Source organism: Pseudomonas sp. B6001, assembly GCF_013386015.1.
Classification (GTDB): Bacteria; Pseudomonadota; Gammaproteobacteria; order Pseudomonadales; family Pseudomonadaceae; genus Aquipseudomonas.
The window spans coordinates 1-26,949 of sequence record NZ_JACAOX010000017.1 but is presented as its reverse complement, the minus strand read 5'-3'; the positions used below and the strand labels follow the sequence as shown (position 1 = coordinate 26,949).

Sequence of the window (26,949 nt, the reverse complement as noted above, 5' to 3'; positions counted from 1 at the left end):
GCGGCAGCGGGGGCTTTTTTGTGGGCGCTTATTCGGCCGGGGTCTTGCCCTGGCGCTTCTCGATGATGTCTACCAGACGCTTGGCCAGCGCCGGGTAGTTCTCGTCGAAGTGATGGCCGCCAGGCAGCTTCACGGCTTCGCCGACAGCGGTCTTGTCGGTGCAGCCACTCTCGTCGACTTCTTCGGCACCGTAGATGCACACCACCTTGTCGGCCGGCAGCTTGGCCATTTCCGGGCCGGTCGCAGCTTCCTTGCCGGCGTTGCCCAGCCAGCCTTCCACTTCGATCTCGAAGCTGCCGGTGCGGGCGAAGGCCAGCAGGATGATCGCGTCTACACGCTGCTGCTCGTTTTCCGGCAGGCGGTTGTAGATCGCCGGCAGCACGTCGGCGCCGAACGAGTAGCCGGTCAGCACGAAGCGCTTGGTGCCCCATTTCTGCCGGTAGTGCTGCATCAGCTCGGCGAGGTCCTTGGCGCTTTGTTCCGGGGTCTTGTGCTGCCAGTAGTAGCGCAGGGTGTCGATGCCCACCACCGGGTAGCCGATCTTGGCCATTTCACCGGCCACGTCGCGGTCCAGGTCACGCCAGCCGCCGTCACCGGAGAGGAACAGGGTGACGGTGTCCTTGGCCTGGCCAGCTGGCACTTCGACCACCGGAATTGCCAGGCCGCCGTTGTCCGAGCCCACCAGTTGCTTGCGCAGCTCGTTGTTCAGCACTTGCGGGTAGTGAACGTCGTAGTCGCTGATGCTGGTGGTAGCACGCGGTGTATCGCGTACGAAGCTGGCAGCATCGTCGTCAGGGTTATCGTTCCAGGCCACCAGCCAGCTACCGTGGGCCGAAGTCTTCGGCAACGGGTCGTTGCAGCCTGGCTGCGCCAGCGCGAAGCCGACGGAGATGGCATTGGCCTTGTCGTCGTTCTGTGCGGCCAGCCAGCGCCAGGCCAGGGCTGCGCCAGGGCCGATGCCGCTGACCAGGGTCGCCGGGCCGGCAAGCTGGCCCAGGGCGGTTTGCAGGGCTTGTTCCTGCAGCTTGCAGTCGTCCTTGGGCAGGATTACCTGGACGATCTGCGCTGCGCCGCCCTGGCTCAGGGCGATCAGTTGGCTGTCGGTCAGGGTTTCGTCGGCCAGCACGGCCACGGCCACGCGGGCCTTGGGCGCGGTACCCGGGGTGACGCGGGTCAGGACCGTGCCATCGGCCTGGGGCAGTTGTTCCAGAGTCGGTTGCGGTGCAGGGCGGTTCCAGTACCAGTAGCCGCCACCGAGGATCAGTGCCAGTACCACCAAAAATGCCAATACATACCGCCAGGAGCGTCGAATCATCAGCGTTTCACCAATCCAGTCAAGCCGCCCGCAATCAGGGCGGCGGTGTCGGCCAGTGCCACCAGCGGATCAAGTCCTGCGGGCACGGCCATATAACGGGGTTCCCAGTCAGGCTGGAACTTGTCTTTGAAGCGGCGCAAGCCTTGGAAGTTATACAGTTGCTCGCCACGGCGGAACACCATCGAGCCCAGGCGTTGGGTCAGCGGGGCGCCACGTCGTGGTTGCAGGCCCGACAACGGCACCATGCCGAGGCTGAAGCGGGCGTAGCCATGGTTCTTATAATGTTGAATCAGGCCGACCATCATGAATTCCATGGTCAGTTTCGGCGCGTCCGGGTGCGCACGCATCAGGTCGAGACTGGCCAGGTCGTGGCTGTAGGTCTCAAGCAGGTTCGCAAACGCTACCGGGCGCCCTTCGAAGCGAATGATCGCAATACGAAAGTGCTTGAGGTAGTCGTCGCTGAATCGTCCAAGGGAAAAGCCTTTTTCCCGCACGTTCTTACCGGTCAGCCATGCGTCGGAGATGACTTTCAACTCCTCCATCGGGGCCTGGCCGGGTTCGTGGATCTCCAGGGACAAGCCATCACGGGTCCCGCGGTTCCAGGTGTAGCGCAGGTCCTTCATCTCTTTGCCCTTGGCTTCCAGGTCAAAGCGTTTGAGGTCGACCCGGGCTTCTTCACCCAGTTTGATCGCGGTGAGGCCGATGTCCATGTAGTACGGCAGGTTCTCCGCGCGCACCTGGTAGAACACCGGGCGGGCGTGGTGAATGTCGCACAGGTCGCGGAACTGCCAGATCATCTCGGCCCGTTGCAGGGTCGGGCCAATCGGATCGTACAAGGCCACCAGGCTGCGACCGCGACGAGCGTACATCAGGAACGCTTCGTCGTTGGGATGAAACAGCAGGGCCTTGTCGCCGGTCAGCGCCAGGCCGCCGTCGGGTTGTGCAGAGTTCATCAGGATCTTGGTGGCGCGCTCCAGCTCATCCGGTGTCGGCAAGTGGATGATCGGGCGCGCGGTACGCAGCAGCCAGGTCAGCGACACCACCACCAGCACCACGGCCGCGCCCAGCAGCGAACGCAGGCCCCGCGGGGCGTTGGCGTCGAGGGTGAACTGCCACCACAACTGATGGCTGTAGGGCACGTCCTGGTAGGCGAACAACAGCAGCCAGATTGACGCACCGAGTACGCACACGCTGGCCACCAGGTACAGCGGCGAGAACGGCAGTTCGGTCAGGCGGCTGGCGCGGTAGAACGAGCGCCGGAAGATCGCCAGCAGCACCGCCGTCATGGTCATCAGGCTGGCTTCTTCCCAGTCGAAACCCTTGAGCAGGGAGAGCAGGGCGCCGGTCAGCAGCAGCACCATGGTCAGCATCCACGCCGCGGACAACCGTCGACGCAGGCCCTGGGCCAACAGAAGGCAGAGCACGCCGATCAGGCTGGCACCAAAGTGCGAAGCGTCAATCAGGCGATGAGGAATCAGGAAGCCGATGTTTTCCAGGCGTGAGTCGATTTCCGGGGTTGCGCCGGAAAACAGCAGGACCACGCCTGACAAAAAAACCAGTACGGCCAGGATCGGCGCAGCGAGGCCCGAGGCCGCGCGCAGGCTTTGTTGCGTATGGAACAGGCGCTGGGCTTCATTGACCAGCAGGAACACACAAGCGATCAACAGCGGCAGCACCACATAGATCATCCGGTACAGCAGCAGTGCGGCCGCCAGTGGCGCGGCACCGAGCTTGTCGGCGAAGGCAGCCAGCAGGATTGCTTCGAACACCCCGACGCCACCGGGTACATGGCTGAGCACACCGGCGGCCAGGGCCAGCAGGTACACCAGCAGGAACGGGCCAAAGGGCGGCGCTTCCGGCAGCAGCATATACAGCACGGTAGCGGCAGCAGCCACGTCGAGGGCAGTGATGATCAGTTGCAGGAAGGTCAGGCGACGGCCCGGCAGGCGCAAGGTGCGACGCCCGGCCCTGACCAGCAGGTTGTCCGGATACGGTTGTTCCGGCAGGCGGCGGCGGTAGATGCCGATGCACAGTGCGGCTGTTAACAGCAACACAGCGCCGGCGATACCGCCGAGCAGGCTGGCGGGTAGATGCAGGGCATTGGACGCGGCAGGCAGGTTGCTCAGGGTGGCCAGCGCAGCGAGCGGCGGCAGGGCGCAACCCAGGGCCAGGCTGGCAAACACGGTCATGCGTGCCACTTCCGAAGCGCCGATGCCATACCGTGCATATAAACGGTAGCGTACCGAGCCGCCCGAGAGCATCGACAGACCAATCGCGTTACCGATGGCGAATGCGGTAAAGCCGCCGTAGGCCAGAGTCTTGGCAGGCAGCTTCACGCCGGCATAACGGGCACCGGAAAATTCATAGCCCAACAAAATGATAAAGCCGGCGACAGCAGCACCGAACGCACCCAGCAGTGCAGGCTTGGGTACTTCAAGGATTGAATCGTGGAGCGCGTACAGATCCAGTTCAAGCAACAGGTGGCGACAGGCGATAAGGGCGATTGCGAACAGCAACAAGGTGACGGCCAGCCCGATGGGTTGGCGGTATTTGCTCAACAGATCCAGCCAGCGCAAACGGGTGGGAGTGATCGGTTGTGTCGCTGTGACAGAGTCTTGTGGTTCAGACGAGTTGGCGCGCATCAATCACCTCGTGGATTGTGCGCGACAGGATGGAGGTATCCAGCCAAGTTACCAATCCCTATGGACAAAATAATTACAAATATTAACGCGTATCGCGAAGTGCGGCGACAGCGCCCATTGGTCGTAGAAGGACAGTGCTTGAAGACTTAGCATAGCTTGCAATGAGATGGACTCTACAAACCGTGTACGGTTTCATGAAAGATGCCATGCCATTGTTTCAAAAGGACTTTTTCGTCAGATACAAAAAAGGCCACTCTTTCGAGCAGCCTTTTTTGATGTTTGGTTGCGGGAGCCGGATTTGAACCGACGACCTTCGGGTTATGAGCCCGACGAGCTACCAGACTGCTCCATCCCGCGTCTGTGTGGCGGCATTCTACAGAGCAACGGCGGGGTGTCAACCGTTAATCGAACGATGGGTCGAATAAGTGCAATTTAGCGTCGGATTGTCACGCGGGTGCGGTAAGTGCGCGATTGGGAAAGGTTTTTTGTCAGACAATCAAAACGAGGGCTAAAACAGACAGGCACAAAAAAGGCCACTCTTTCGAGTAGCCTTTTTTGATGTTTGGTTGCGGGAGCCGGATTTGAACCGACGACCTTCGGGTTATGAGCCCGACGAGCTACCAGACTGCTCCATCCCGCGTCTGTGTGTCGGCATTCTACAGAGGAACGCGAGTGTGTCAACCGCTGATTCAAAGAAAAGCGCTTGTGGTTCAATCGGTTAGCTCTCCAAGGTGGCCCCTTGATAGGCCTCGGGGCCAGTCTGGCCGAGGCTTTCAGCTCTATTGGGGGGTGTGTTTCGATTGAGAAAATGAATTCACCTGCGAATTTTCCTACCGCTTAAGCGGAAGATTCAAACTACTGGTGCTATATACAGGTGTGAGTGAGATACTGCCGGCCTGTCCGTTTTCTGCCCAGAACCACTGCCTTATATATGACGCAGCGCAAAATCATCCACGTCGACTGTGATTGCTTCTACGCCGCCATCGAGATGCGCGACGACCCGACCCTGGCGCAAAAGCCCCTGGCTGTCGGTGGCTCGGCAGACCGTCGCGGGGTGATCGCCACCTGCAACTATGAAGCACGGGCCTATGGTGTGCGTTCGGCCATGTCGTCCCGCCATGCCCTGAAGCTGTGCCCGGACCTGACCATCGTCAAGCCGCGCATGGATGCTTATAAAGAAGCATCAAAGGAAATCCAGACGATCTTTCGCGACTACACCGACCTGATCGAACCGTTGTCCCTGGACGAAGCCTACCTGGACGTCTCCGACAGCCCGCATTTTGGCGGCAGTGCCACGCGCATTGCCCAGGACATTCGCCGGCGGGTCTCCAACCAGTTGCACATCACCGTTTCCGCGGGCGTGGCGCCGAACAAATTTCTCGCCAAGATCGCCAGCGACTGGAAAAAGCCCAACGGACTGTTTGTGATCACCCCCGACCAGGTGGAAGACTTTGTCTCGGCGCTGCCGGTGAAAAAGCTCCACGGCGTGGGCAAGGTGACGGCCGATAAGCTGGCGCGGCTGGGGATCGAGGACTGCCTGCAACTGCGGGAGTGGAACAAGTTGGCGCTGGTGCGAGAGTTCGGCAGTTTTGGCGAGCGGCTTTGGAGCCTGGCGCGTGGGATTGATGACCGTGTGGTGCAGAACGACAGTCGCCGGCAATCCATCAGCGTGGAAAATACCTACGATGTCGACCTGCCGGACTTGCCCAGTTGCCTGGAAAAACTGCCGGAGCTGATGGACACCCTGGCCGGGCGCATGGCGCGCATCGACAGCAGTTATCGGGCGGGCAAGCCGTTCGTCAAAGTGAAGTTTCACGACTTTACCCAGACGACCCTGGAGCAGGCGGGGGCAGGGCGGGACCTGGAGAGTTACCGGCAGTTGCTGACCCAGGCGTTCAATCGCGGCGACAAGCCGGTGCGATTGCTGGGAATAGGCGTGCGTTTGCTGGATTTGAGCAACGGCAACGAGCAGCTCCAATTCCCCTGGTAGGAACCGAAAACCAAATGTGGGAGCGGGCTTGCTCGCGAATGCGGTGTGTCAGTTGACGCATGTGCTGGCTGACACGCCGCATTCGCGAGCAAGCCCGCTCCCACATTTAAAGGCTTCAGCGTGCTCCGGGATCCGCCACCAGGCGTCCGGCATCCTTGGTCAAGGCCTGCAGGAATTCCTGCTGCAACTCCGGATCATTGCGGGTCAGTTCGATCAGGCTCTGTTCCAGCTCGCTGGCTTCTTCTTCCAGGCCCAGCTCCGACAGGCGCTTGACCCGGTGCACCCACTCGTTGACCTCGTCGTCTTCCAGGTCGTCATAGATCAAACCGTGAGCTTCGAGCAATTTGCCCCGCAGGGTGCCGCTGATGGCCAGGGATGAGTCCGAGTGCACGTCATCCTGGGCATCTTCAACACTGATCTTCAGGGTGCTGATGCGGTTCAGGTCCTGCTCGGCAAACGGGCTGTCCAACAGGTTCAGGCGCAGCACCCCATCGCGGTCGGTGGTCAGCTCATGGGTTTGCTTGCCGGCAGTCACCTGTACCGGGCGCTCGCTCCAGGGCAGGCTCGAATACTCCACGCGCTTGTCGCGCTGGACTTCATCGATACCCGCCAGGTTCTGTTGCGCACGGCCGTTGGATTGCACGTTCATGAACGGGTTGAGCCCGTCCACGCCATAGCTGAGCCAATCCCGGGTCATGCTGGCAGGCAGGTTGCCCAGGGCAAACACGTTCGCCACGTTGGCGCCGACGCCCGCCACCAGCGCGACCGCGCCCAGGGGCATCTCATAGAGTTTGCGCCAGGGCTGGTAGGGCGTGTAGCGGTCGTAGCGACGGGTAACTTCGAACTCGGTGACCTCAAAGGTCTTTTGCTCGTGAATGCGCACCCGGCGTTGCGGCAGCTCCAGCACCTTCGGCTCGCCCACGTCGATCTGCAGGCTGTGATCGAGCAATTTGCGCTCGATGCGTTCCTCGTGCTCGCTGCGTTGCGACATTTGGTTGGCGCAGCCGCTGACCAGCAGGGCGCCACATAACGTGGCGCCCCCCAGGGCTATGGTGTTTCGCTTGAACATGACGACTCTTGATCTGGTTTTCAGCGACGAATACGCGCCTGAAGGAAAGACAGCACGTCAGCCACCGGCAACGGTTGGGCCTCGGCTTCGGTCCGGCTCTTGTATTCCAGATTGCCATCGGCCAGGCCGCGGTCACTGACCACGATCCGGTGCGGGATGCCAATCAATTCCATGTCGGCGAACTTGATGCCTGGGCTGGTTTTCTTGTCCCGATCATCCAGCAGCACTTCAAAACCGGCAGCCGTGAGTTCGGCATACAGTTTGTCGGTGGCTTCGCGTACTTGCTCGGTTTCGTAGCGCAGCGGTACCAGGGCAACCTGGAATGGCGCCAGGGCGTCGCTCCAGATGATGCCTTTCTCGTCGTTGTTCTGCTCGATGGCAGCCGCAACCACGCGGGATACGCCAATGCCGTAGCAGCCCATTTCCAGGGTGATCGGCTTGCCGTTCTCGCCCAGCACTTCGCACTTCATCGCCTTGCTGTACTTGTTGCCCAGCTGGAAGATGTGCCCGACTTCGATGCCGCGCTTGATTTCCAGGGTGCCCTTGCCGTCCGGGCTCGGGTCGCCTGCAACCACGTTGCGCAGGTCGGCCACGGTCGGAACCGGCAGGTCGCGTTCCCAGTTCACGCCGAAGTAGTGCTTGTCATCGATGTTCGCACCGATGCCGAAGTCGCTCATCAGCTCGACCGAACGGTCGATGATGATCGGCAGTGGCAGGTTCAGCGGGCCGAGGGAGCCAGCGCCGGCGCCAATGGCATCACGCAGTTCTGAGTCGGTGGCCATGACCAGCGGGCTGGCAACGCCTGGCTGCTGGGCGGCCTTGATTTCGTTGAGCTCGTGGTCGCCACGGATTACCAGGGCGATCAGCTTGCCTTCTTCCTCGGCGCGCACGATCAGGGTCTTGATGGTCTTTTCAATCGGCAGATTGAATTTCTCCACCAGGGCCGCGATGGTCTTGGTCTCGGGTGTGTCCACCAGGCGCAGCTCTTCGCTTGGCGCAGGGCGGGAAGTTTCCCGTGGCACGGCTTCGGCTTTCTCGATGTTTGCCGCGTAGTCGGAACCGTTGCTGAACACGATGTCGTCTTCACCGGACTCGGCCAGCACGTGGAACTCGTGGGAGCCGGCACCGCCGATGGAGCCGTTGTCCGCTTCAACCGGGCGGAATTTCAGGCCCAGGCGCGTGAACACATTGCAGTAGGCGGTGTGCATGCGGTCGTAGGTGACCTGCAGGGACGCCTGGTCAGCGTGGAACGAATAGGCGTCCTTCATGATGAATTCGCGGCCGCGCATCAAACCGAAGCGTGGGCGGATTTCGTCACGGAACTTGGTCTGGATCTGATACAGGTTGAGGGGCAGCTGCTTGTAGCTGCTCAACTCGTTGCGCATCAGGTCGGTGATCACTTCTTCGTGGGTCGGGCCGGCGCAGAAGTCCCGACCATGACGATCCTTGAAGCGCAGCAATTCAGGGCCGTACTCTTCCCAGCGCCCGGATTCCTGCCACAGCTCAGCCGGTTGGGTGCTCGGCATCAACACTTCCAGAGAGCCGGCAGCGTTCATTTCTTCACGAACGATGGCTTCGACCTTGCGCATCACCTTCAAGCCCATGGGCAGCCAGGTGTACAGGCCCGAGGCCAGTTTGCGGATCATGCCGGCGCGCAGCATCAGCTGATGGCTGATCACGACCGCGTCGGAAGGCGTTTCTTTCTGTGTGGCGAGCAAATATTGACTGGTGCGCATGGTAGGCCGTTGTCGGTTGCTTGGACTTGAAATGACTTGGGATTGTACGGGCGCTTGCTGCCGACGTACAGGCATCTGGTTGCTGGAGCAGGGCTTCTGTGGGAGCTGGCATGCCTGCGATGCAGGCAACACGGTGTGTCAGTTACACCGCGGTGATGCAATCGCAGGCAAGCCAGCTCCTACAGTGATTTGTTTTCCTCGGGAGGATTCAAGCGAATCCGCCGGCTTTCCTGAAACCAGTGCAAGGCGATCAGGACCAGCGTCGGCACACCCAGCAGGCAGGTGATCATGAAGAAGTTGTGGTAACCGAACTTCTCGACCATCACCCCCGAATACCCGCCGATCAAGCGCGGCAGCAGCAGCATGATCGAGCTGAGCAGGGCGTATTGGGTGGCGGAGAACTTCAGGTTGGTCAGGCTCGACAGGTACGCGACAAACGCCGAGGTCGCCATGCCGGAACTGAAGTTGTCCAGGGAGATGGTGAAAATCAGCATCTGCAGGTCCGGGCCCATGTCGGCGAGCATCACGAACAGCAGGTTGGTGCCGGCCGATGCAATGCCGCCGATGAACAGGATCGGCAGAATCCCGAAGCGCACGATCAACAGGCCACCCATGCCGGCGCCCAGCAAGGTCATGATCAGGCCGAAGACTTTGCTGACACCGGCGATCTGGTCCTTGGTAAAGCCCTGGTCGATATAGAACACGTTGGCCATTACGCCCATTACCGTGTCCGACATGCGGTAGGTGGCAATCAGCCCCAACAGCAGGAAGGCCTGCCAGCGGTAGCGCAGGATAAAGTCGTTGACCGGCGTGAGCACCGGCGCCAGGCCCCGGCGGCCCATGGTCGACAGGCACAGCGTGGTCAGGATGATGTAGAGGATGGCCCGCAGGAACGCGCGATCTTCCAGCAGCAGGTCCAGCAGGCTGACCCCATGGAACAGCACGCTGGCGAAGTCAGTGTTGTACAGCTGGGTGAACATCGCCGGTACCGAGACCAGCAGCACGATCAACACGAACACCGAGACCAACTGGTGAGCAAAGCTGTAGCGCCCGGCCTGCAATTGGGTACGCAGCGGCACATTGGGTTCGCGCATGAACAGCGTGGTCAGCAGCGCAGGCACCATCAGTGCACCAAACAGCACGTACGTACCGGCCCATGCCGAATGCTTGTAGTTGAACCCGGTGGAACCGAAGCCTTCGGCAAAAAACAGCGCACCTGCGGTGGCAAGCAGCGCGGCCACGCGATAACCGGACATATAGCTGGCGGCAAGCGCGGCCTGCTGGCTGTCGCTGGCGATTTCCAGGCGGTAGGCGTCTACGGCGATGTCTTGCGTGGCGGAAGCGAAGGCCACGATCACGGCGATGGCGATCAGCCAGGACAGATGCTTTTGCGGATCACAGAAACCCATGCCGATCAATCCGAGGATCACCAGCGTCTGGGACAGTACCAGCCAGGAGCGACGACGTCCGAGCTTGCCGAGCAGTGGCAGGCGCCATTGGTCGAGCAGGGGCGACCAGACCCACTTGAAGGCATAGGCCAGGCCGATCAGGCTCGCATAACCGATGGTTTCGCGGGCCACGCCGGCCTCGCGCAACCATACCGAGAGCGTCGAGAACACCAACATGTAAGGCAAGCCGGCAGCAAAGCCGAGCAGCAACAGCACTAACGTCGAGGGGCTGGCATAGGCGGCGAGCGCGGCGCGCCAGGTTTTACGGGGCATGGGCTGGAGTCTGCCTCAGAATTACGCAAATAAAGCGCGCACTCTAACCGCTGTGCTCTACCGGGCGCCAGCCATGACGCTGAATATCAACACGATTGTTCAGGATGCTGACGCCTTCGCCGCGCAAACGCGCACGTTGCTCGTCACCCGAGGCACTGCCCACCGGCAGACTTATCCGACCACCGGCACCCAGCACGCGATGCCAGGGCAGTTTGGTGTCCTCGGGCAGTTGGCTCAGGGTGCGACCCACCCAACGTGCGGCGCGACCCAAACCGGCGAGGTGTGCCAGCTCCCCGTAGCTGATCACGCAGCCTTCGGGCAATTGGGCGAGGGTCAGGTACAGCACAGTGCGGCGCATTTCAGCGGGGCTTTGCGGAGCGTCGGTCAGTTCGTTCACGGTGGCATATCCGATGAAAATATCCGTCTATTTGTAAGAAATTTCTGCAAAATGGGGGGCTGAGAGCGGAACTCGATACGAATACCCGAGTCAGTCCTTGCTAAGAAGTTATCCACCCCGATAATGCCCGTTTTTTCGTCAAACTCGAGCCCCATATCCGCTTATGTTGTCCAGAACCCTGCTGTGCCTCGCTGTCTTCAGCGCCTCCACCCCGTTGCTCGCCGACACCGTCTGGTTGAAGAACGGTGACCGCCTGACCGGCAAGATCAAGGTTTTCGACGGTGGCAAGCTGCTGATCCAGACCGACTATGCCGGCGCGATCCCGGTGGACTGGAAGCAGGTCAAGACCCTGGAGAGCGATCAGGAATTGCTGGTCAAGCAGGATGCCTACAGCGGTGAGAAGGCCAAGTCCCTGCAGCCGGCCGACGATGGCAAGGTCATCCTGGCCAACGGCGAGGCGCCCAAGACCGTCGAGCTGGCGAGCATCCAGCAGATCATCAAGCCCAAGCCGGTGATCGAGGACCTGGTGTGGAAGGGCAATGTCGATATGGCGCTGGACTACAAGCGCGCGGAAAAAGACACCAACGACTACGACATCGACTTCAAGACCACTGCCCGCCATGGCCAGTGGCGCCATACCGCCGAGGGCGAGTACAACCGCGAATTCCAGGACGACGTGACCACCACCGACAACTGGGCGCTGGAGTACGACCTGGACCGGTTTATTACCGAACACTGGTTCTGGCAGGGCCGCTTGACCTACAAGCGCGACAAGGTCGAGGACCTGTCCCGCCAGCGCACTGTGGGTACCGGCCCGGGCTACCAATTCTGGGATGACGAACTGGGCGCGTTCTCCCTCGGTTCGCTGGTCAACCGCACCGACTATGAATACCAGGACGGCGGCAAGGACAACTTCTATTCGCTGGCCATGAAGTGGAACTACAACCGCTACCTGGTGGGCAAGACCGTTGAATTCTTCACCAATGGCGAAGTGGGCAAACCGCTGGCCGGGCCGTCCGAGTACTCCCTGGATGCGGAAATGGGCTTGCGCTACAAAGTCACCGAGTGGGCCTCCCTCAACCTCAAGGCCGAGCGCGACATTATTAGTGGCGACTCGGAAAGTGCGTTGAGCAAGACCCGCTACACCGCAGGGTTCGGCGTCGCCTGGTAACGAGCCGCTTGGTAATTAAAGGCGTAACCCGCCGTCCATTTCCAGAATCCGCCCGGTGTAGTAGTCGTTCTCGAAGATATACGCCGCTGAATGGGCAATCTCCTCGGGCCGCCCCATGCGCTTGAGGGGAATGCCGGCGGTCATCTTCTCCAAGGCCTCGGGCTTCATGCCCAGGGTCATCTCGGTCTCGATAAACCCCGGTGCGATGCCCGCCACGCGGATGCCGTAGCGCGCCAGCTCCTTGGCCCAGGTCACAGTGGCGGCCGCTACACCGGCCTTGGCGGCGGAGTAGTTGGTCTGCCCGACATTGCCGGCCCGCGAGATCGACGAGATATTGATAATGGTGCCCTGGTTCTTCAGCTCCACCATTTTTGCCGCCACCTCACGGGTGCACAGGAACACCCCGGTAAGGTTGACATCGATCACCGCCTGCCACTGGGCCAGGCTCATCTTGGTCATCTCGCCGTCCTTGACCTTGAGCAGCAAGCCGTCGCGCAAGATTCCGGCGTTGTTGATCAAGCCGTTGATCGCACCAAAGTCTTCGGCGATCTGTGCCACGGTGTGGGTCACCTGCTCTTCATTCGCCACGTTGCACAGATAGGCGCGTGCCTTCACCCCATGGGCCTGGCAGGCGGCCACCGCCTGGTCGAGTTTTTCCTGATTGAGGTCCACCAGCGCCAGGTTGGCACCTTTGGCGGCAAAATACTCGGCCATGGAGCGGCCCAAACCCTGGCAACCGCCGGTGATAATGATTACTTTGTCGTTGAGATGCATTCGCAAGTCCTGTGGGCAGAATTAAGCGGCTATCCAGGTTTTTTTTTGACGAAATTTATCGAAGGAGTCATAAGTTGAGCGCGCACGTTGCCAAGAATGCCCGAGAACTACTGCTCAAGGAATACCGTGGGGCACTCGCCACCTTGTCCAAGGCCATGCCCGGTTTCCCTTTTGGCTCGGTGGTGCCGTATTGCCTGGACGCCGAGGGCCGGCCGCTGATCCTGATCAGCCGTATCGCCCAGCACACCCATAACCTGCAGAAAGACCCCAAGTGCTCGTTGCTGGTCGGTGAGCGTGAGGCTGACGACGTGCAAGCGGTAGGGCGCCTGACCTACCTCGCCGAGGCCGAAAAGCTCGAAGACGGCGCTGCGATTGAAGCCGCCGCCGAGCGTTATTACCGCTATTTCCCGGACTCGGCGAACTACCACAAGGCCCATGATTTTGACTTCTGGGTGCTCAAGCCGGTGCGCCATCGCTATATCGGCGGGTTCGGCGCGATCCACTGGGTCGACCAACTGACCCTGGCCAATCCGTTTGCCGGCAAGGCCGAACTGAGCATGGTCGAGCACATGAACAGCGACCACACCAAGGCGATTGCCCACTATGTCGAACTGGCCGGCCTGCCGACCTCCGAGCCTGCGCAACTGGCCGGTATCGACAGCGAAGGCATGCACTTGCGCATTGGCCAGGCCCTCTACTGGCTGCCCTTTGCCGAGCCTTGCAACACGCCGACACAAGTACGCGAAGCCTTGGTTTTCCTGGCTCACGCCGAGGTCTGGCCGAAAAAAGCAGCCGCTGAAGCTTGAATTCACGAAACGGCGACGTCATCTAAGGTGAAGTAGCAAGGCATTCTTGCGTTGAGGAACCATTTGATGCGCCCTTTTTTGTTGCTCTTTTTGTTGTTTCCGGTGCTTGAGCTGTTCGTATTCGTACAAGTCAGCGGGGCAATCGGGTTTTTCCCGGCGCTGCTGCTGATCATTCTCGGCTCGATGCTCGGCGTACTGGTGCTGCGCGTCGCCGGCCTGGCCACGGCGCTGCGTGCCCGCGAAAGCCTGAATCGCGGCGAGCTGCCGGCCCAGACCATGCTCGAAGGCCTGATGATGGCATTGGCCGGTGGCCTGCTGATCCTGCCGGGCTTTATCAGCGATGTGGTTGGCCTGGTGATGTTGCTGCCATTCACTCGCAAAGTGCTGGCGGGCAAGATGCGCCAGCGTGCCGAAGAGGCTGCCATTCGCCAGCGCGCCTTTGCCGATGACCTGCAACCCCGTGGTGGCCCGGCCCCGCGCCAGCCCCTGGGGCGCGAAGGTGACGTGATCGAAGGTGAGTTCGAACACCGCGACCCCAAGTAATCCCCTCACTGGCACGGCACCCGCGGGTGCCGTGCGGCTTTTGAAGACGCCCCCCGACACAAAAATTTTCATCTCGGTACCCTTGTAATAAGCTTATGCGCCCTTATGTAACGGTCACCGCAAGGTTTCTGGTGGCGACACCAGACAGACTTCCGCGTTTCGCGCCGCGAACCGCGACCGGCACCGCCGGAATTTAACTAGCCGGAATTGACACCGGCCGATGAAAAACACAATTAGGAGAGATCGACAATGAGCAAGCTTCGTCCTCTGCATGACCGCGTCGTCATCCGTCGCAGTGAAGAAGAAAAGAAAACCGCTGGCGGTATCGTGCTGCCAGGTTCGGCTGCTGAAAAAGCCAACCACGGTGTGATTGTCGCTGCTGGCCCAGGCAAGACCCTGGAAAACGGAGAAGTACGTGCGCTGGCTGTGAAAGTGGGTGACAAGGTTGTGTTCGGCCCTTACTCCGGCAGCAACACTGTGAAAGTCGACGGCGAAGACCTGCTGGTAATGGCTGAGAACGAGATTCTCGCTGTTCTGGAAGGCTGATTTCCCCGTTCATCTTCCCGTTACTACAAAGTATTTAAGGAATATCGATCATGGCTGCTAAAGAAGTTAAATTCGGCGATTCCGCCCGTAAGAAAATGCTCGCCGGTGTGAACGTCCTGGCTGACGCAGTAAAAGCGACCCTGGGCCCTAAAGGCCGTAACGTGATCATCGAGAAGAGCTTCGGCGCTCCGACCATCACCAAGGACGGCGTTTCCGTCGCCAAAGAAATCGAGCTGAAAGATCGCTTCGAAAACATGGGCGCGCAGCTGGTCAAAGACGTTGCCTCCCGTGCCAACGATGACGCAGGCGACGGCACCACCACCGCTACCGTTCTGGCTCAGTCGATCGTCAACGAAGGCCTGAAAGCCGTCGCTGCCGGCATGAACCCGATGGACCTGAAACGCGGCATCGACAAGGCGACCATCGCCATTGTCAAAGAGCTGAAGTCCCTGTCCAAGCCATGCGCTGACACCAAGGCAATCGCTCAGGTCGGCACCATCTCGGCCAACTCCGACAGCTCCATCGGCGACATCATTGCCGAAGCCATGGAAAAAGTCGGTAAAGAAGGCGTGATCACCGTTGAAGAAGGCTCGGGCCTGGAAAACGAACTGTCGGTTGTTGAAGGCATGCAGTTTGACCGTGGCTACCTGTCCCCGTACTTCGTCAACAAGCCAGACACCATGACCGCCGAGCTCGACGGCCCGCTGATCCTGCTGGTTGACAAAAAGATCTCCAACATCCGTGAACTGCTGCCAGTTCTGGAAGCTGTTGCCAAGGCCGGTCGCCCACTGCTGATCGTTTCCGAAGACGTTGAAGGCGAAGCCCTGGCGACTCTGGTTGTGAACAACATGCGCGGTATCGTGAAAGTGGTTGCTGTCAAGGCACCTGGTTTCGGCGATCGTCGCAAGGCCATGCTGCAGGACATCGCTGTTTTGACTGGCGGTACCGTTATCTCCGAAGAGATCGGCCTGAGCCTGGAAAGCGCTACCCTGGAACACCTGGGTAATGCCAAGCGCGTCACCGTGACCAAGGAAAACACCACCGTGATCGACGGTGCTGGTGTTGAAGCTGACATCCAGGCACGTGTTACCCAGATCCGCGCTCAAGTGGCTGATACCACTTCCGACTACGACCGTGAAAAACTGCAAGAGCGTCTGGCCAAGCTGTCCGGCGGCGTTGCAGTGATCAAGGTTGGCGCGGGTTCCGAAGTTGAAATGAAAGAGAAGAAAGCCCGCGTTGAAGACGCCCTGCACGCTACCCGTGCAGCCGTTGAAGAAGGCGTGGTACCTGGCGGTGGCGTGGCGCTGGTTCGCGCTCTGCAGGCTATCTCCGAGCTGAAAGGCGACAACGCTGACCAAGACGTCGGTATCGCTCTGCTGCGTCGTGCTGTTGAAGCACCTCTGCGCCAGATCGTTGCCAACTCCGGCGACGAGCCAAGCGTAGTGGTCGACAAGGTCAAGCAGGGTTCGGGTAACTTCGGTTACAACGCTGCTACCGGCGAATACGGCGACATGATCGAAATGGGCATCCTGGACCCGGCTAAAGTGACTCGTTCGGCTCTGCAAGCGGCTTCGTCGATTGCCAGCTTGATGATCACCACTGAAGCAATGATCGCCGAGATCAAAGAAGATGCTCCAGCTGGCGGCGGTATGCCAGACATGGGCGGTATGGGCGGCATGGGCGGCATGATGTAAGCCAGTCTTACCCCGATACTGAAAAACCCCGCCTGCAGCGATGCAGGCGGGGTTTTTTTATGCTGATCGTTCCCACGCTCTGCGTGGGAATGCCGCCAGGGACGCTCCGCGTCTCTCTTTACGCGCACGCCTCAGCTGACGCCGCGACGCCCCAGCAGTTTCTTGAACATGAAGCCGCGAGCCAGCATCAGGTGCGAGGCGGGCGGCAAAGATGCCACGGGTCCCGGTGCCGCAGAGCCGGATGACGGATGGACAGGCACGTGTGCGGTTTTTTTGAGGGGCGCCGGTTGGGGCCGCTCCCAATGGCCGGACATGACCACCATGCCCAGCAGTTTGAGGGTATTGCCGTAATAGTCATGGTCACGGATGGACCGGCGTTGCAGGTTGTCCCAAAGGTTATTGAGCCACAGCTGATTGTCGGGGTTGATCATTGCGCTGACCCCGAGTGCCGCCACAAAGGCCGGCTCATTGTGCGCTTCCTCGATCGCACTGCCGTCGATTCGGTAGCCACTGTTGAAGTTGCCCGGCTCATCGTGGGTGGTGGCGCGTGCCCAGCGGTTGAAGGTGGTCAAGGTGTACAGCGCACGCGGGTCACCGTACATCAGGTAATCCAGGCCGATGCGCCACGGGTAGCGGGCCGCGTTCCACGAATAGCTGCCGTCGTATGAGTCTTCCACCAGATCGGGCCGCGCCGGGGTGATCGAGGTGTCCAGGTGGCTGATGAAGTCCGGCACCAGCCCGCTGTTGGCGCTGTACCGTTGGGTAAAGTCACTGATGATCGAATAGGTCTTGTCGCGCACCGCCTGCCAGCGCTTGTCCCCGGTCATGGCGAAAAAGCTGTAGAGGTGCGACTGCATGAAATCCGAGCTGCGGGTGGTGTACTCAAGCTCTGCGTCACCGTCGGTACCGGCCCAGTCGCCGAGCATCAGGTGCTGAGTCCTGGGGTGCACCTCGTGTTTCATGATCGCCGCCATCACCGTGTTGGCCTCGCTGCGATAGTCAATGGTGCCCTCGCTGCCCCATTTCTGATCGGCCAGCAGCAGGGCGTAGGCGATGTCCAGGTCGCCATCGGTGGCACTGACGTCGCCACGGAAAGGATCGGTGGAGTCGCCGCATCCCTCGGTCTGGTTCCAGGCCATCAGGCCGGGATCGGACGCTGCGGGGTGATCCTGGAAGTAGCGCACCATGCCGTCGAAAACTCGTTGGGCCTGGTCATCGTAGTCGGCCATCATCACAGTGAGCAGCATGCCGTAGCCATGGGCCTCGGACACGGTGATGGTGTTGGGCGCGGCGCCACCACCCACGGGTTTGTGGTCGGCGTTGACCTTGATGAAATACCGGCCGCTGCCGCATTCCCCCGACAGGTAAACCGCCTTCCAGTCCTTGTAGAACGTGACCAGTTGTTGATCCATGATCGCCTGGGGCTGGCGATTGGGCAGGATGGTGCCGGGGTAGTAGGGCGCGTGGACATTCTGGGCCGCAACGCCGCCTGACCATGAACCGGCGGCCATGCACAGTGATAACAGCAGCGTGGGCAGATGCCGTCTAGGGTGACGCATGAGCTGACTCTCCAACCTGATCCAAAGGGCAAGGTCGCGAGGTTAGCGGCAGCGCGGATGTTCCACTGTCACAGGCTGTAACAGCCTAGGCCGGGCGCAGTGCGAGGGTCAGGGTCAGGCGTGCGCCGCCCAACGGGCTGCGGGTGATCGACAGCTCACCACCGTGCCAGTGGGTGGCGCGCTTGGCCAGTGCCAGGCCGAGGCCAAATCCGCTGGGCTCGTCGCCGCCCATGGCCAGGCGCACGAAGGGTTCGAAGATCTTTTCGCGGTTTTCCGGCAGTACGCCCGGGCCGTCATCATCCACATGCAGCACCAGGTGCTGGCCCTGGCACGCAGCGCTGACGTTCACCCGTTCGCGGGCGTAGTTAATGGCGTTGCTTAACAGGTTGCGCACGATCAGATGCAGCAGGGCGCGGTCGCCGATCAGTTCCAGGTCGGCCGGGTCGGTGTCCAGGGTCAGCAAGCGATGGTGCCCGTCCAGCAGGGCAAACTCCTGCTGCAGCCAGGCATGGATGTTGATTGGCTCATGCTGCAGGTCGCTGGGTGCATCGGCCAGCCGGGCAAAGGCGAGGCTGGCGCGAACCAGCGACTCCAGTTCTTCGATATCGGTGTGCAGGCGCTCTTGCAGGCGGGTGCGGGTGTCGGGGTCGGCGCTTTTACTCAGCAGTGCCAGGGCAAAACGCATCCGCGCCAGGGGGGTGCGCAGTTCGTGGGACACCGCCTGGGAAACCTCCCGGTGGCGTTCGCCCATCGAGCTGATATCCAGCGCATGCCGTTGCAAGGTCAGCAGCAGCGGCGCCCACTCCTGGCTCATCGCGGGCAGCAGCGTGTTGGGCGAGCGGGCGAGGGTAGCAATGCAGGCATTAAGGGCATCGAGGTCATGGGTGTATTTGCGCCGGGCACGCAGGGCAATCCAGAGAAACAGCAGTACCGGCAGGCCGGCGACACAGGCGGTCACCCAGTACACCGGATATTGCAGCAGGTCCTTCACTTCGGCAGTTCCCCACAAGGGACCGAATTGAATCACCGTGTCATCGTCCAGCGGGAAGTAGGTGACGTCCTCATCACTGTTCTGCGCCGGCTGATGGTGGTCGAGCATCACAATAGCTTCAGGCGGCAGCTCGATATCATCCTTTTTCACCAGGCTCACCGGGTACTGAAAGCGTGCTTGCAGTGACTCGATGCGCGCCTCCCGTTGTTCGGCGGGCAAGGCCTTGAGTTGCTCGGCAACGAGATAACCCGGCCCGGCCATCAGGCGCAGGAAACTGTAGTCGCCGATAAACACCGCAGCGTTCGTGCACAACCACAACAGGTAAAAAGTGAGGGCGGCCCAGCTGGTGCCGGCCGCGATGGCCATCCACGGGCGGACTTTAGACAGCATGCTGGCTCCCCGTCGGGATTTCGACGAACAGGTATCCCTGCGCCGTGATGGTCTGGATGGTCACGGGGCACTCAAGGCTCATCAGCTTTTTGCGCAAGCGCGACACCCGCATATCAATCGATCGGTTCAGCCCGTCGTACTCCAGGCCGCGCAGGCGCTGGAGTAGCTTTTCCCGCGTGAGCAATACGCCGCAATGGCGGGCAAAGATGGCGAGCAACTCGAATTCGGCCACCGAAAACTGCAAGGGCGCCTCGCCAAGCCAGGCGAAGTGGTTGTTCAGGTCCAGCCGAAAAGCGCCCCACTGGTAGTAACTGCGGGGGGCCTGGGGATGGCGGCGCAGCAGCGAGCGGATCCTTGCCAGTAACAGTTGCGGGTCGATTGGCTTGACCACGTAGTCGTCGGCCCCGGCGGCAAACCCCACCAATTGTTCGGCGTTCTCGTCCAGGGCCGTCATCATCAGGATCAACCCCGGGTAGTGGTCGCGAATCTGTCGGCACAGGGTGAACCCGTCGATGCCCGGCAGCATCACATCGAGGATCAACAGCGCGGGCTGTTCATCGCGGATACGTTGGGCGGCGCGGTCGCCACGGTGTTCCACGGCCACGGTAAACCCTTCGGCACGCAGAAACTCGGCGGTGAGTGCCGCCAGTGGCAGGTCGTCTTCGATCAGCAGCAGGGTATCGGACATGGCTCAGCAGGATCGTTGCCAAAAAAGTGCGCAGAGTGTTGCGCCCTTGCCCCCGGCGAGGCAAGGGCTGTTCATCAAGGCGTTGCGGGCTGCTTCTGGTAGGCGGGCTGCGGTGCTTTCACCGGCCGGTACAGCAAGAAGTAATAGGCGCCCAAACAAATCAGCCAGCTGAAAATCGCCGTCCACACGTTATGGGAAAGAAAGTGCGCCCCTTGCATCGTCCGGCTCACCGAAAGCACCGTGCCCAGCCCCAGTGCAAACATGAACGCCGAGCGCGCCATCCGCGGCCGACGATCCCTCAGGGCAAAAAACAACGCGAACAAGGCAAACCCCGTGGCCGCATGCCCGCCCGGCCAGCACCGGCCCGGCTTGTCGGTCGGCGGCCGCGGGCTCAGCAGCTCGCTGTAAGTCTCCTGGCCGCCGAACTCCTTGACGCTCCACGGGCATTGCACCCCGGTCACTGTCTTCAACGGCGAAACATACGAGGTAGCCAGGGCCAGCGAGAGCACCAGGCAGCCCAATTCCCGGCGGTAGGGCTTAAGCCGCTCAACAATAAAGGCCCCGGCAAGCCCGGCGATCGCCAGCACCGAAAATACGATCACCATCTGCTTGGCGCGGTCGTGAAGAATGTCCTCCAGAAAAAAACTGTGCCGGCCCACAAAGCCGCCTTCGGAAGCGTTGTAAAACAGCTTGGCGATGTCCATGTCCAGCGACGTCAGCTCCAGCAGCAGCATGGCCACCGCCAGCACGGCAGGCACGCCGAGGCACAGCCAGAAGTTGAGGGGGTGGGATACCGGACGAACAGCGATTGCTTGCATGGCGCACTCAGACTCTAAAAAAGCCCCAGTCAGACCTGGCCGGGGCTTTTTGGTTAGCGTGTACTCACCTTAGGAGCCTCGTCCTTGGGCGCCCTCCAGCTAAGCAACTGTTGTTTGTAGTCATAACTGGCGCCCTGGTAGTAGGTGATGGCCCGCTGGATCAACGGGTCATCGCTACCTGCGCGGGTTTCATGGCTGTCCCCCAGTGCCTGGTCATGGCGACGCAGGCCTTGGCGTGGGCTGAGAATCGCCAGGTCATTGCCGTCGAACAACCCCAGGTACTGGTAATTGCCCACCACTACCCGTGGCGGCAGCGGGTTGTCTTGCAGCAGGTTGCGACCAAAAAACGTCGACTCGTAGCTCAGGTTCAGCAAGCCCAGCAGGGTGGGCGCCAGGTCGATCTGGCTGGCCAGCTTCGCGTTCTCGCCGGCGTCCACCAGCTTGGGGGCGTAGATGAATAACGGAATCTGGTAGTTGACCATCGGCAGGTCTTCCTTGCCCGCGCTGCCCGCCGTGTGGTCGGCGACGAAGATAAAGATCGTGTTGTCGAACCATGGCTTCTGGCGCGCCGCCTCCAGGAACTGGCCGATGGCATGGTCGGTGTACTTCACCGCACCGTCGCGGCCGTCACCGGATTTGATATCAATGCGGCCTGCCGGGTAGGTATACGGGCGGTGGTTGGAGGTGGTCATCAGTTGCAGCAGGAACGGTTGCTGCTTGGCGTAGTCGGCATCTGCCAGTTTCAGCGTCTGTTTATAGAGGTCTTCGTCGGCCATGCCCCAAGCGTTTTTGAAGCTGATTTCCGCTTCAGGCACGCTGCTCTGGTCCACCACGCGGTAGCCGTTGCCGCTGAAGAACGCGTTCATGTTGTCAAAGTAGCCACGGCCGCCGTAGACAAACACACTGTCATAGCCGATGGCATTGAGCTGTTGGCCCAGGCTGCCGAAACCGCTTTCCCGGCCGATGCGCTTGACGATGGAGCGCCCGGGCGTTGGCGGGATGGCCAGGGTGATAGCTTCCAGGCCACGGTCGGTGCGGGTGCCGGTGGCGTAGAAGTTATTGAAGTACAGGCTCTGTTTGCGCAGCGCGTCGAGGTTGGGCGTCAGGTTATTCGGGTCGCCGTTGCTGCCCATGTACTTTGCACTGAAGCTCTCGATGGTCACCAGTACGATATTGGGTTTGCGCAGCGTGCCCGGGTTGGTAATGGCGCGACGGATATCCAGCGGATCCGTGCCGATAAACCGCGCGTTGGGCTCGCTGAGCTCGGCGCGCAGCTGCTTGGCGACGACCTCGGTGGGCAGGCTCTTGTAGAACTGGTTGTAGTCCAGCTCGTTATTACGGAAGGCGGCGAAAAACTGATACGGGCCGTTGCTCGCCAGTTCATTGTTGTAGGCGTTACCGCCCTGGCTGCGCGGGCTGTCCTGGTTGATCAGTTGCAGGCTCAGGCCGGCCACCACCAACAAACCAAGGGCGTTGAGCAGGCGTTTGCGCATCGCAGGCAACGGCGAGTTCATCGCCGCGTTGAACGGTTTACGCAAGGCCAGGCTCAAGACAATCGCCATCACGGCCAGCAGGCTCAGCAGCTTGCCGATCGGATACGACTCCAGCAGGTTGTTCAACACCTCTTTGGAGTACACCAGATAGTCCACGGCAATAAAGTTGAAGCGCACGCCGAACTCGTCCCAGAACAGCCATTCGGCCACGCTGGTGAAAAGCATGGCGAACAGGCTGACGGTGAGTACCGCCTGCAGGAACCAGCGATGGCCACGAAGGCGCCACAACCCCGGTGGGCACAGCAGCAAATACAGGCCTAGGGGCAGGGCGGCATAGGCGAGGAAGCCGAGGTCATATAGCAGCCCTACGCCGAATACCGGCAGCAGGTTGCCGCTCACCTCATCCAGATGGGTTACCAGCAGCACGCTGCGGGTCAGTAGAAAAACCACCAGCCAGGCACCGGTCACCAACAGCAAATAGCGCATTGGCGCCGTTTTTGGAAAACCCATGTCAACGTTCCTTATTTTCGATGGGCGCGATCTTCGCGCTGACACTGTAGTCAGCTTGTGAACCTATAGTGAAAAACTCGTTAAGTTCCCCAATCGGTTGAAAACAGTAATCGGCGCGGCCTTCAGGCCTAGCCGTGAGCCATACTTGGCCTTAAGCTGCGCGAGCCAACACGGCCGTTACCGCGTACGGAGACACTGCCCATGCGAATTTTATTGGTTGAAGACAACCGCGATATTCTGGCCAACCTGGCCGATTACCTGGGGCTGAAGGGCTACACCGTAGACTGTGCGCAGGACGGTTTGTCGGGCCTGCACTTGGCTGCCACCGAACATTACGACCTGATCGTGCTCGACATCATGCTGCCTGGCATTGATGGCTACACCCTGTGCAAACGCCTGCGTGAAGACGCGCGCCGCGACACGCCGGTGATCATGCTCACTGCGCGCGACCAACTGGATGACCGGCTGCAGGGCTTCAAGTCCGGCGCCGATGACTACCTGCTCAAGCCGTTTGCGCTGTCGGAGCTGGCCGCGCGTATCGAAGCGGTGCTGCGTCGTGCCCAGGGTGGCGGGCGCCGTGCCTTGCAAGTGGGTGACCTGAACTACGACCTCGACACCCTGGAAGTCACCCGCGAAGGGCGCCTGCTCAAGCTCAACCCGGTCGGCCTGAAGCTGTTGGCGGTGCTGATGCAGAAAAGCCCGCATGTATTGCGCCGTGAGATTCTTGAAGAAGCCCTGTGGGGCGATGACTGCCCGGACAGCGACAGCCTGCGCAGCCATGTCCATCAACTGCGTCAGGTGATTGATAAACCCTTCGCCAAGCCGTTGCTGCAAACGGTGCACGGTGTGGGTTATCGCCTGGCCGAGGGTCGTGATGGAGTTTAAGCAAAGCCTTGCCCAACGGATCATCATCGCCTTCGCCTTGATGAGCGCGTTGGTGGCGGGGGCCTTCGCCATGGGCATCGTCGCAACGGTGCACCTGGTGGAAGAAAAACTCATTTCGGCAGGCCTGGGCGGTGACTTGCAACGCCTGTTGCTGATGGACAGCGTCGAGGACTGGAGCCATCGCCCCGAGCCCGACCAGTTGTTCTACTTCAGCGGCGGCCCCGGCGATTTCGAGCTGCCCAAGGATTTGCGCCATCTGGAGCCTGGTTTTCACGAAGTGTTTCGGGAGGCGTTGTCCTACCATGCCATGGTCGAGGTGGTCGACGGCCGCCGTTATGTCCTGCTGCAAGACCAGAGCGATTTCGAAGAGCGCGAGCGCGTGCTGTTTGCCGTGGTGCTGGTGGGGTTTGTACTCAGCCTGGCGTTGGCGGTATTCCTCGGCTGGGTGCTGGCGCGCAAGGTAATGGCGCCGGTGGTGCGTCTGGCCCGCCAGGTGCGGCACCGCGACCAGTTACTCGGACTGGCACCACCGCTGGCGCCGGATTACGCCGCGGATGAAGTCGGCGAATTGGCCGTGGCCTTCGACGCCACCCTGGGCCGTTTGCGCCAGGCATTGTCCCGGGAGCAACTGTTTACCAGTGACGTGAGCCACGAATTGCGCACCCCGCTGATGGTGCTCGCCAGTTCCTGCGAGCTGTTGCTGGAGAACCCCGCGATTGACCAGCGCGGCCGCAAGCAGGTCGAGCGCATTGCGCGGGCCTGTGAAGAAATGCGCGAACTGGTGCAGACCTTCCTGATGCTGGCCCGTGCCCAGCGCGAGGAGGCCGGCATGTCGCCCCAGGCCAACCTGGCCCAGGTGGCCGAGGACTTGCTGGGGATCTGGCGTGAGCCGATCGAGCGCAAAGGCCTTGAGCTGATCTATCAACCGGGCAATCCACTGGATACCCGCTACAACGCGACCTTCCTGCACGCGGTCATGGGCAACCTGTTGCGTAATGCCCTGCACTACACCGAGCATGGCTTGATCCGCCTTACCCTGGAACCGAGCGGTTTTGTGGTGGAAGACACTGGCGTGGGCATTCCCGAGGACAAGCGCGAAGCGATGTTCGAACCGTTTGTGCGTGGCAGTGAAAAGCGCGGTGAAGGTCTCGGCCTGGGTTTGTCCTTGGTTCAGCGCATCTGCGAGAACCAGGGTTGGAGCGTCAGCCTCAGCACCATGGAGCCCAACGGCTGCCGCTTTCACGTCGAATTGAGTCAGGTCAAAGCCTGATGCCTGCCCTGCCGCTAAGCTGCGGCAGACTTCCTGATTTTCGCCGAAGATGGCATCATGCCACGACTTGTGTCTGCAAAGTTTTGTAATGTATACGATTCGACAGGACAAGTTTTTCACAACGTGTTGACCTGTTGATCACAGGATTCTTTTTAAGGTTGTAGGCATCAGTAACTGGAGACCCGGTGATGCCTACCCCGATCAAGCTCGAATTTTCCGAAAAGTACGACGATCAGCACGCGCAGAATTATTTACTCAAACATCAGGACAATCTGGCTCGCCGGTTGTCCCACAAACGCGACGAGCAATTGGCCCGTGGTGCGCTGGCCATGGCCGGTGAGCCTGGCCTGGTGCTGGATTTGCCATGTGGTGCCGGGCGTTTCTGGCCGTTGCTGGCCGAAAAGCCCAACCGCGTGATCATCGGCGCCGACAACTCCGCGTCGATGTTGAAGATTGCCACCGTCGCCCAGCCGGCGGATGTGGTGAAACGGGTACGCCCCTTGCAAACGTCTGCCTTTGATATCGATTTGCCAGATAATGCGGTCGACAGTATTTTCTGCATGCGCTTGATGCACCATATTGGTGACCCCGAGCACAGGCTGGCAATACTGCGCGAATTTCAGCGTGTTACCCGTGACAGCGTGATTATCTCGCTGTGGGTGGACGGCAACTTCAAGGCGTGGAAACGCAAGCGTGCCGAAGTGCGGCGTCGCAACAAGGGTGAGCAGGAAGGTTACCAAAATCGGTTTGTGTTACCGGCTGCTACTGTTGAGGCAGAGTTTGAGCAGGCCGGTTTCCGTGTTCAGGAATCTCTGGACTTCATACCGCTCTACGCCATGTGGCGAGTGTATGTATTGCGCAAGAGGTAACAGGATGGCTGTCGAGTGTTTACCAGGTAGTGAAGTAGCTCCCGAGGAGCGATTTGATTATTTCTGGCGCCAGCAGGGCGAGTGGGTCGAAGAGCCCAATCGTCGTCGCGGCGGTGAAAGTGGTGTGCAACGGGTGACGGGCACCAATGGGCGTTTGCTCTACAGCAAGCGCCAGACCGGTCATATCTACCGTAGTTGGCTCCATCCGTTTGGGCGCCCCACTGTGTTGCGTGAGCGTGACGCCCTGAAGGGCCTGCGCTTGCTGGATGTACGCGTGCCGGAGTTGGTGTTCTGTGAGGCCCGTCGCGATCCTGAGCACCAATGGAAGGCGTTGTTGGTCACGGCGTCGCTGGACGGTTTCGACGAGATCGAAAACTGGTACGCCGCCGGTGGTCGTGAGCAGTATGGCGAGTTGGTGCATGAGCGTTTGCTCAAGGAACTGGCTGGTACGTTGGCGCGGATGCACAAGGGGCGTTGGCAGCATGGTTGCCTGTATATCAAGCATATCTTTGTGCGGGTGACGGGTGAGGGTGACGCGGCGAAGGTTGAGGTGGCGTTGCTGGATTTCGAGAAGTGCCGGCAGCGCTTGACCGCTTTGCGGGCGGCCCGGCATGACATGTTGCAGTTGCGCCGCCATTCGTCGTGGAATGCTACGGACTGGCAAAAACTGAGCTACTTTTACGAGACGGCGTTTGGCAGCGCTATCAAGGGTTTAACGTAATGAAGCTAGAAATTGCACGAGGTTTGTTTCTGTTGGGGGCGTTGGGCATAGCTGCCCTGGCCCTGGCTGCCTGGGAGCAGCCCCGGACACAAGTTCTCAGTGCGGTGCAGGGTGTCGGGCAGCAATGCCCGATGCCGCGGATCGCCAAGGTCGGTGTCGCGGCCAAGCCTGATCATGAGTTGTTGTTGTTCATGTTCGGGATGTCCCAAGGGATGAGGCCACAGAGTTGAAGAGATTGAAGCCCAAATAAAAGGCCTCGCTAGTTCGAGGCCTTTTATTTGGGCTTGGGTTTTGGGTTGGTTGGTTGATCGAGTACATATCCGTTGCTGCGGTAACGGCGGCTTATGGTTC

Annotated in this window: 23 protein-coding genes and 2 tRNA genes; 11 read left to right on the top strand and 14 right to left on the bottom strand. The window is 60.5% G+C overall.

Features of this window, described 5'->3' with window-relative positions; genetic code table 11:
• Positions 1-28: 28 nt before the first annotated feature.
• The 4 genes from HX821_RS17465 to HX821_RS17450 all read right to left on the bottom strand — a co-directional run bounded on the left by HX821_RS17465 (position 29) and on the right by HX821_RS17450 (position 4,597).
• The gene (locus HX821_RS17465) at positions 29-1,315 is read right to left on the bottom strand and encodes a virulence factor family protein (RefSeq protein WP_003208620.1); all 1,287 of its coding nucleotides are present in this window, start codon (positions 1,313-1,315) and stop codon (positions 29-31) included.
• Positions 1,315-3,957 carry a bifunctional lysylphosphatidylglycerol flippase/synthetase MprF gene (gene mprF / locus HX821_RS17460; protein ID WP_008433574.1) on the bottom strand — a complete coding sequence of 881 codons (2,643 nt, stop codon included), beginning with the start codon at positions 3,955-3,957 and terminating at the stop codon, positions 1,315-1,317. The genes HX821_RS17465 and mprF overlap by 1 nt, the downstream gene beginning before the upstream one ends.
• Before the next feature lie 280 nt (positions 3,958-4,237).
• Positions 4,238-4,314: transfer RNA gene (locus tag HX821_RS17455), tRNA-Met, on the bottom strand.
• 206 nt (positions 4,315-4,520) lie between these two features.
• A tRNA-Met gene (locus HX821_RS17450) sits at positions 4,521-4,597 on the bottom strand.
• Between the two features lie 291 nt (positions 4,598-4,888).
• Between HX821_RS17450 and dinB the strand changes: the two genes are divergently transcribed.
• Complete coding sequence (dinB, locus tag HX821_RS17445) at positions 4,889-5,947, top strand: DNA polymerase IV (protein ID WP_003208617.1); 1,059 nt, start codon at positions 4,889-4,891, stop codon at positions 5,945-5,947.
• Between the two features lie 115 nt (positions 5,948-6,062).
• Here dinB and HX821_RS17440 read toward each other — a convergent pair whose 3' ends face one another.
• The 4 genes from HX821_RS17440 to HX821_RS17425 all read right to left on the bottom strand — a co-directional run bounded on the left by HX821_RS17440 (position 6,063) and on the right by HX821_RS17425 (position 10,831).
• Entirely contained in the window at positions 6,063-7,016 is a 954-nt protein-coding gene (locus HX821_RS17440; RefSeq protein WP_003208616.1) for a hypothetical protein, read from the bottom strand.
• A 20-nt stretch (positions 7,017-7,036) separates the two neighbouring features.
• Positions 7,037-8,752, bottom strand: a complete 1,716-nt coding sequence (locus HX821_RS17435) for a proline--tRNA ligase (protein ID WP_003208614.1) — start codon at positions 8,750-8,752, stop codon at positions 7,037-7,039.
• 179 nt (positions 8,753-8,931) lie between these two features.
• On the bottom strand, positions 8,932-10,473 hold the full coding sequence (locus HX821_RS17430; protein WP_003208613.1) for an AmpG family muropeptide MFS transporter: 1,542 nt from the start codon (positions 10,471-10,473) through the stop codon (positions 8,932-8,934).
• Positions 10,474-10,516: 43 nt separating this feature from the next.
• Positions 10,517-10,831, bottom strand: coding sequence for an MGMT family protein (locus tag HX821_RS17425; RefSeq protein WP_218168078.1), 315 nt, complete (start codon positions 10,829-10,831; stop codon positions 10,517-10,519).
• 202 nt (positions 10,832-11,033) lie between these two features.
• Between HX821_RS17425 and HX821_RS17420 the strand changes: the two genes are divergently transcribed.
• The gene (locus HX821_RS17420; protein ID WP_003208606.1) at positions 11,034-12,041 is read left to right on the top strand and encodes a DUF481 domain-containing protein; all 1,008 of its coding nucleotides are present in this window, start codon (positions 11,034-11,036) and stop codon (positions 12,039-12,041) included.
• A gap of 15 nt (positions 12,042-12,056) precedes the next feature.
• On the opposite strand, the gene HX821_RS17415 is transcribed toward HX821_RS17420, so the two are convergent.
• Entirely contained in the window at positions 12,057-12,815 is a 759-nt protein-coding gene (locus HX821_RS17415) for an SDR family oxidoreductase (protein ID WP_003208604.1), read from the bottom strand.
• Positions 12,816-12,889: 74 nt separating this feature from the next.
• Between HX821_RS17415 and HX821_RS17410 the strand changes: the two genes are divergently transcribed.
• The 4 genes from HX821_RS17410 (at position 12,890) to groL (ending at position 16,404) form a co-directional block, all read left to right on the top strand.
• Positions 12,890-13,621, top strand: a complete 732-nt coding sequence (locus HX821_RS17410; RefSeq protein ID WP_003208603.1) for a HugZ family protein — start codon at positions 12,890-12,892, stop codon at positions 13,619-13,621.
• A 66-nt stretch (positions 13,622-13,687) separates the two neighbouring features.
• The gene (locus HX821_RS17405; RefSeq protein WP_003208601.1) at positions 13,688-14,164 is read left to right on the top strand and encodes an FxsA family protein; all 477 of its coding nucleotides are present in this window, start codon (positions 13,688-13,690) and stop codon (positions 14,162-14,164) included.
• A 249-nt stretch (positions 14,165-14,413) separates the two neighbouring features.
• Positions 14,414-14,710, top strand: a complete 297-nt coding sequence (gene groES / locus HX821_RS17400; protein WP_017846112.1) for a co-chaperone GroES — start codon at positions 14,414-14,416, stop codon at positions 14,708-14,710.
• A 50-nt stretch (positions 14,711-14,760) separates the two neighbouring features.
• Positions 14,761-16,404 carry a chaperonin GroEL gene (gene groL, locus HX821_RS17395; RefSeq protein WP_003208597.1) on the top strand — a complete coding sequence of 548 codons (1,644 nt, stop codon included), beginning with the start codon at positions 14,761-14,763 and terminating at the stop codon, positions 16,402-16,404.
• A 131-nt stretch (positions 16,405-16,535) separates the two neighbouring features.
• Here the strand turns inward: groL and HX821_RS17390 are convergent, their stop codons facing one another.
• The 5 genes from HX821_RS17390 to HX821_RS17370 form a co-directional block, all read right to left on the bottom strand.
• Positions 16,536-17,963 carry a glycosyl hydrolase family 8 gene (locus HX821_RS17390; protein WP_177036144.1) on the bottom strand — a complete coding sequence of 476 codons (1,428 nt, stop codon included), beginning with the start codon at positions 17,961-17,963 and terminating at the stop codon, positions 16,536-16,538.
• Between the two features lie 85 nt (positions 17,964-18,048).
• On the bottom strand, positions 18,049-19,344 hold the full coding sequence (locus HX821_RS17385; RefSeq protein ID WP_177036143.1) for a HAMP domain-containing sensor histidine kinase: 1,296 nt from the start codon (positions 19,342-19,344) through the stop codon (positions 18,049-18,051).
• Entirely contained in the window at positions 19,334-20,032 is a 699-nt protein-coding gene (locus tag HX821_RS17380) for a response regulator transcription factor (RefSeq protein WP_177036142.1), read from the bottom strand. The genes HX821_RS17385 and HX821_RS17380 overlap by 11 nt, the downstream gene beginning before the upstream one ends.
• Before the next feature lie 74 nt (positions 20,033-20,106).
• Positions 20,107-20,850, bottom strand: a complete 744-nt coding sequence (locus HX821_RS17375; RefSeq protein WP_177036141.1) for a phosphatase PAP2 family protein — start codon at positions 20,848-20,850, stop codon at positions 20,107-20,109.
• Positions 20,851-20,903: 53 nt separating this feature from the next.
• The gene (locus HX821_RS17370; protein ID WP_177036140.1) at positions 20,904-22,853 is read right to left on the bottom strand and encodes an LTA synthase family protein; all 1,950 of its coding nucleotides are present in this window, start codon (positions 22,851-22,853) and stop codon (positions 20,904-20,906) included.
• A 201-nt stretch (positions 22,854-23,054) separates the two neighbouring features.
• On the opposite strand from HX821_RS17370, the gene colR reads away from it, so the two are divergent.
• The 5 genes from colR to HX821_RS17345 all read left to right on the top strand — a co-directional run bounded on the left by colR (position 23,055) and on the right by HX821_RS17345 (position 26,828).
• A complete protein-coding gene (gene colR, locus HX821_RS17365; protein ID WP_003208587.1) occupies positions 23,055-23,738 on the top strand; it encodes a two-component system response regulator ColR in 684 nt (227 codons plus the stop codon).
• On the top strand, positions 23,728-25,008 hold the full coding sequence (locus HX821_RS17360) for a HAMP domain-containing sensor histidine kinase (RefSeq protein WP_102369809.1): 1,281 nt from the start codon (positions 23,728-23,730) through the stop codon (positions 25,006-25,008). The genes colR and HX821_RS17360 overlap by 11 nt, the downstream gene beginning before the upstream one ends.
• Before the next feature lie 188 nt (positions 25,009-25,196).
• Entirely contained in the window at positions 25,197-25,877 is a 681-nt protein-coding gene (locus HX821_RS17355; protein ID WP_008433602.1) for a class I SAM-dependent methyltransferase, read from the top strand.
• A 4-nt stretch (positions 25,878-25,881) separates the two neighbouring features.
• On the top strand, positions 25,882-26,598 hold the full coding sequence (locus HX821_RS17350) for a lipopolysaccharide kinase InaA family protein (RefSeq protein ID WP_023659223.1): 717 nt from the start codon (positions 25,882-25,884) through the stop codon (positions 26,596-26,598).
• On the top strand, positions 26,598-26,828 hold the full coding sequence (locus HX821_RS17345; protein WP_008433604.1) for a hypothetical protein: 231 nt from the start codon (positions 26,598-26,600) through the stop codon (positions 26,826-26,828). Before HX821_RS17350 ends, HX821_RS17345 begins: the two co-directional genes overlap by 1 nt.
• Positions 26,829-26,949: the final 121 nt, after the last annotated feature.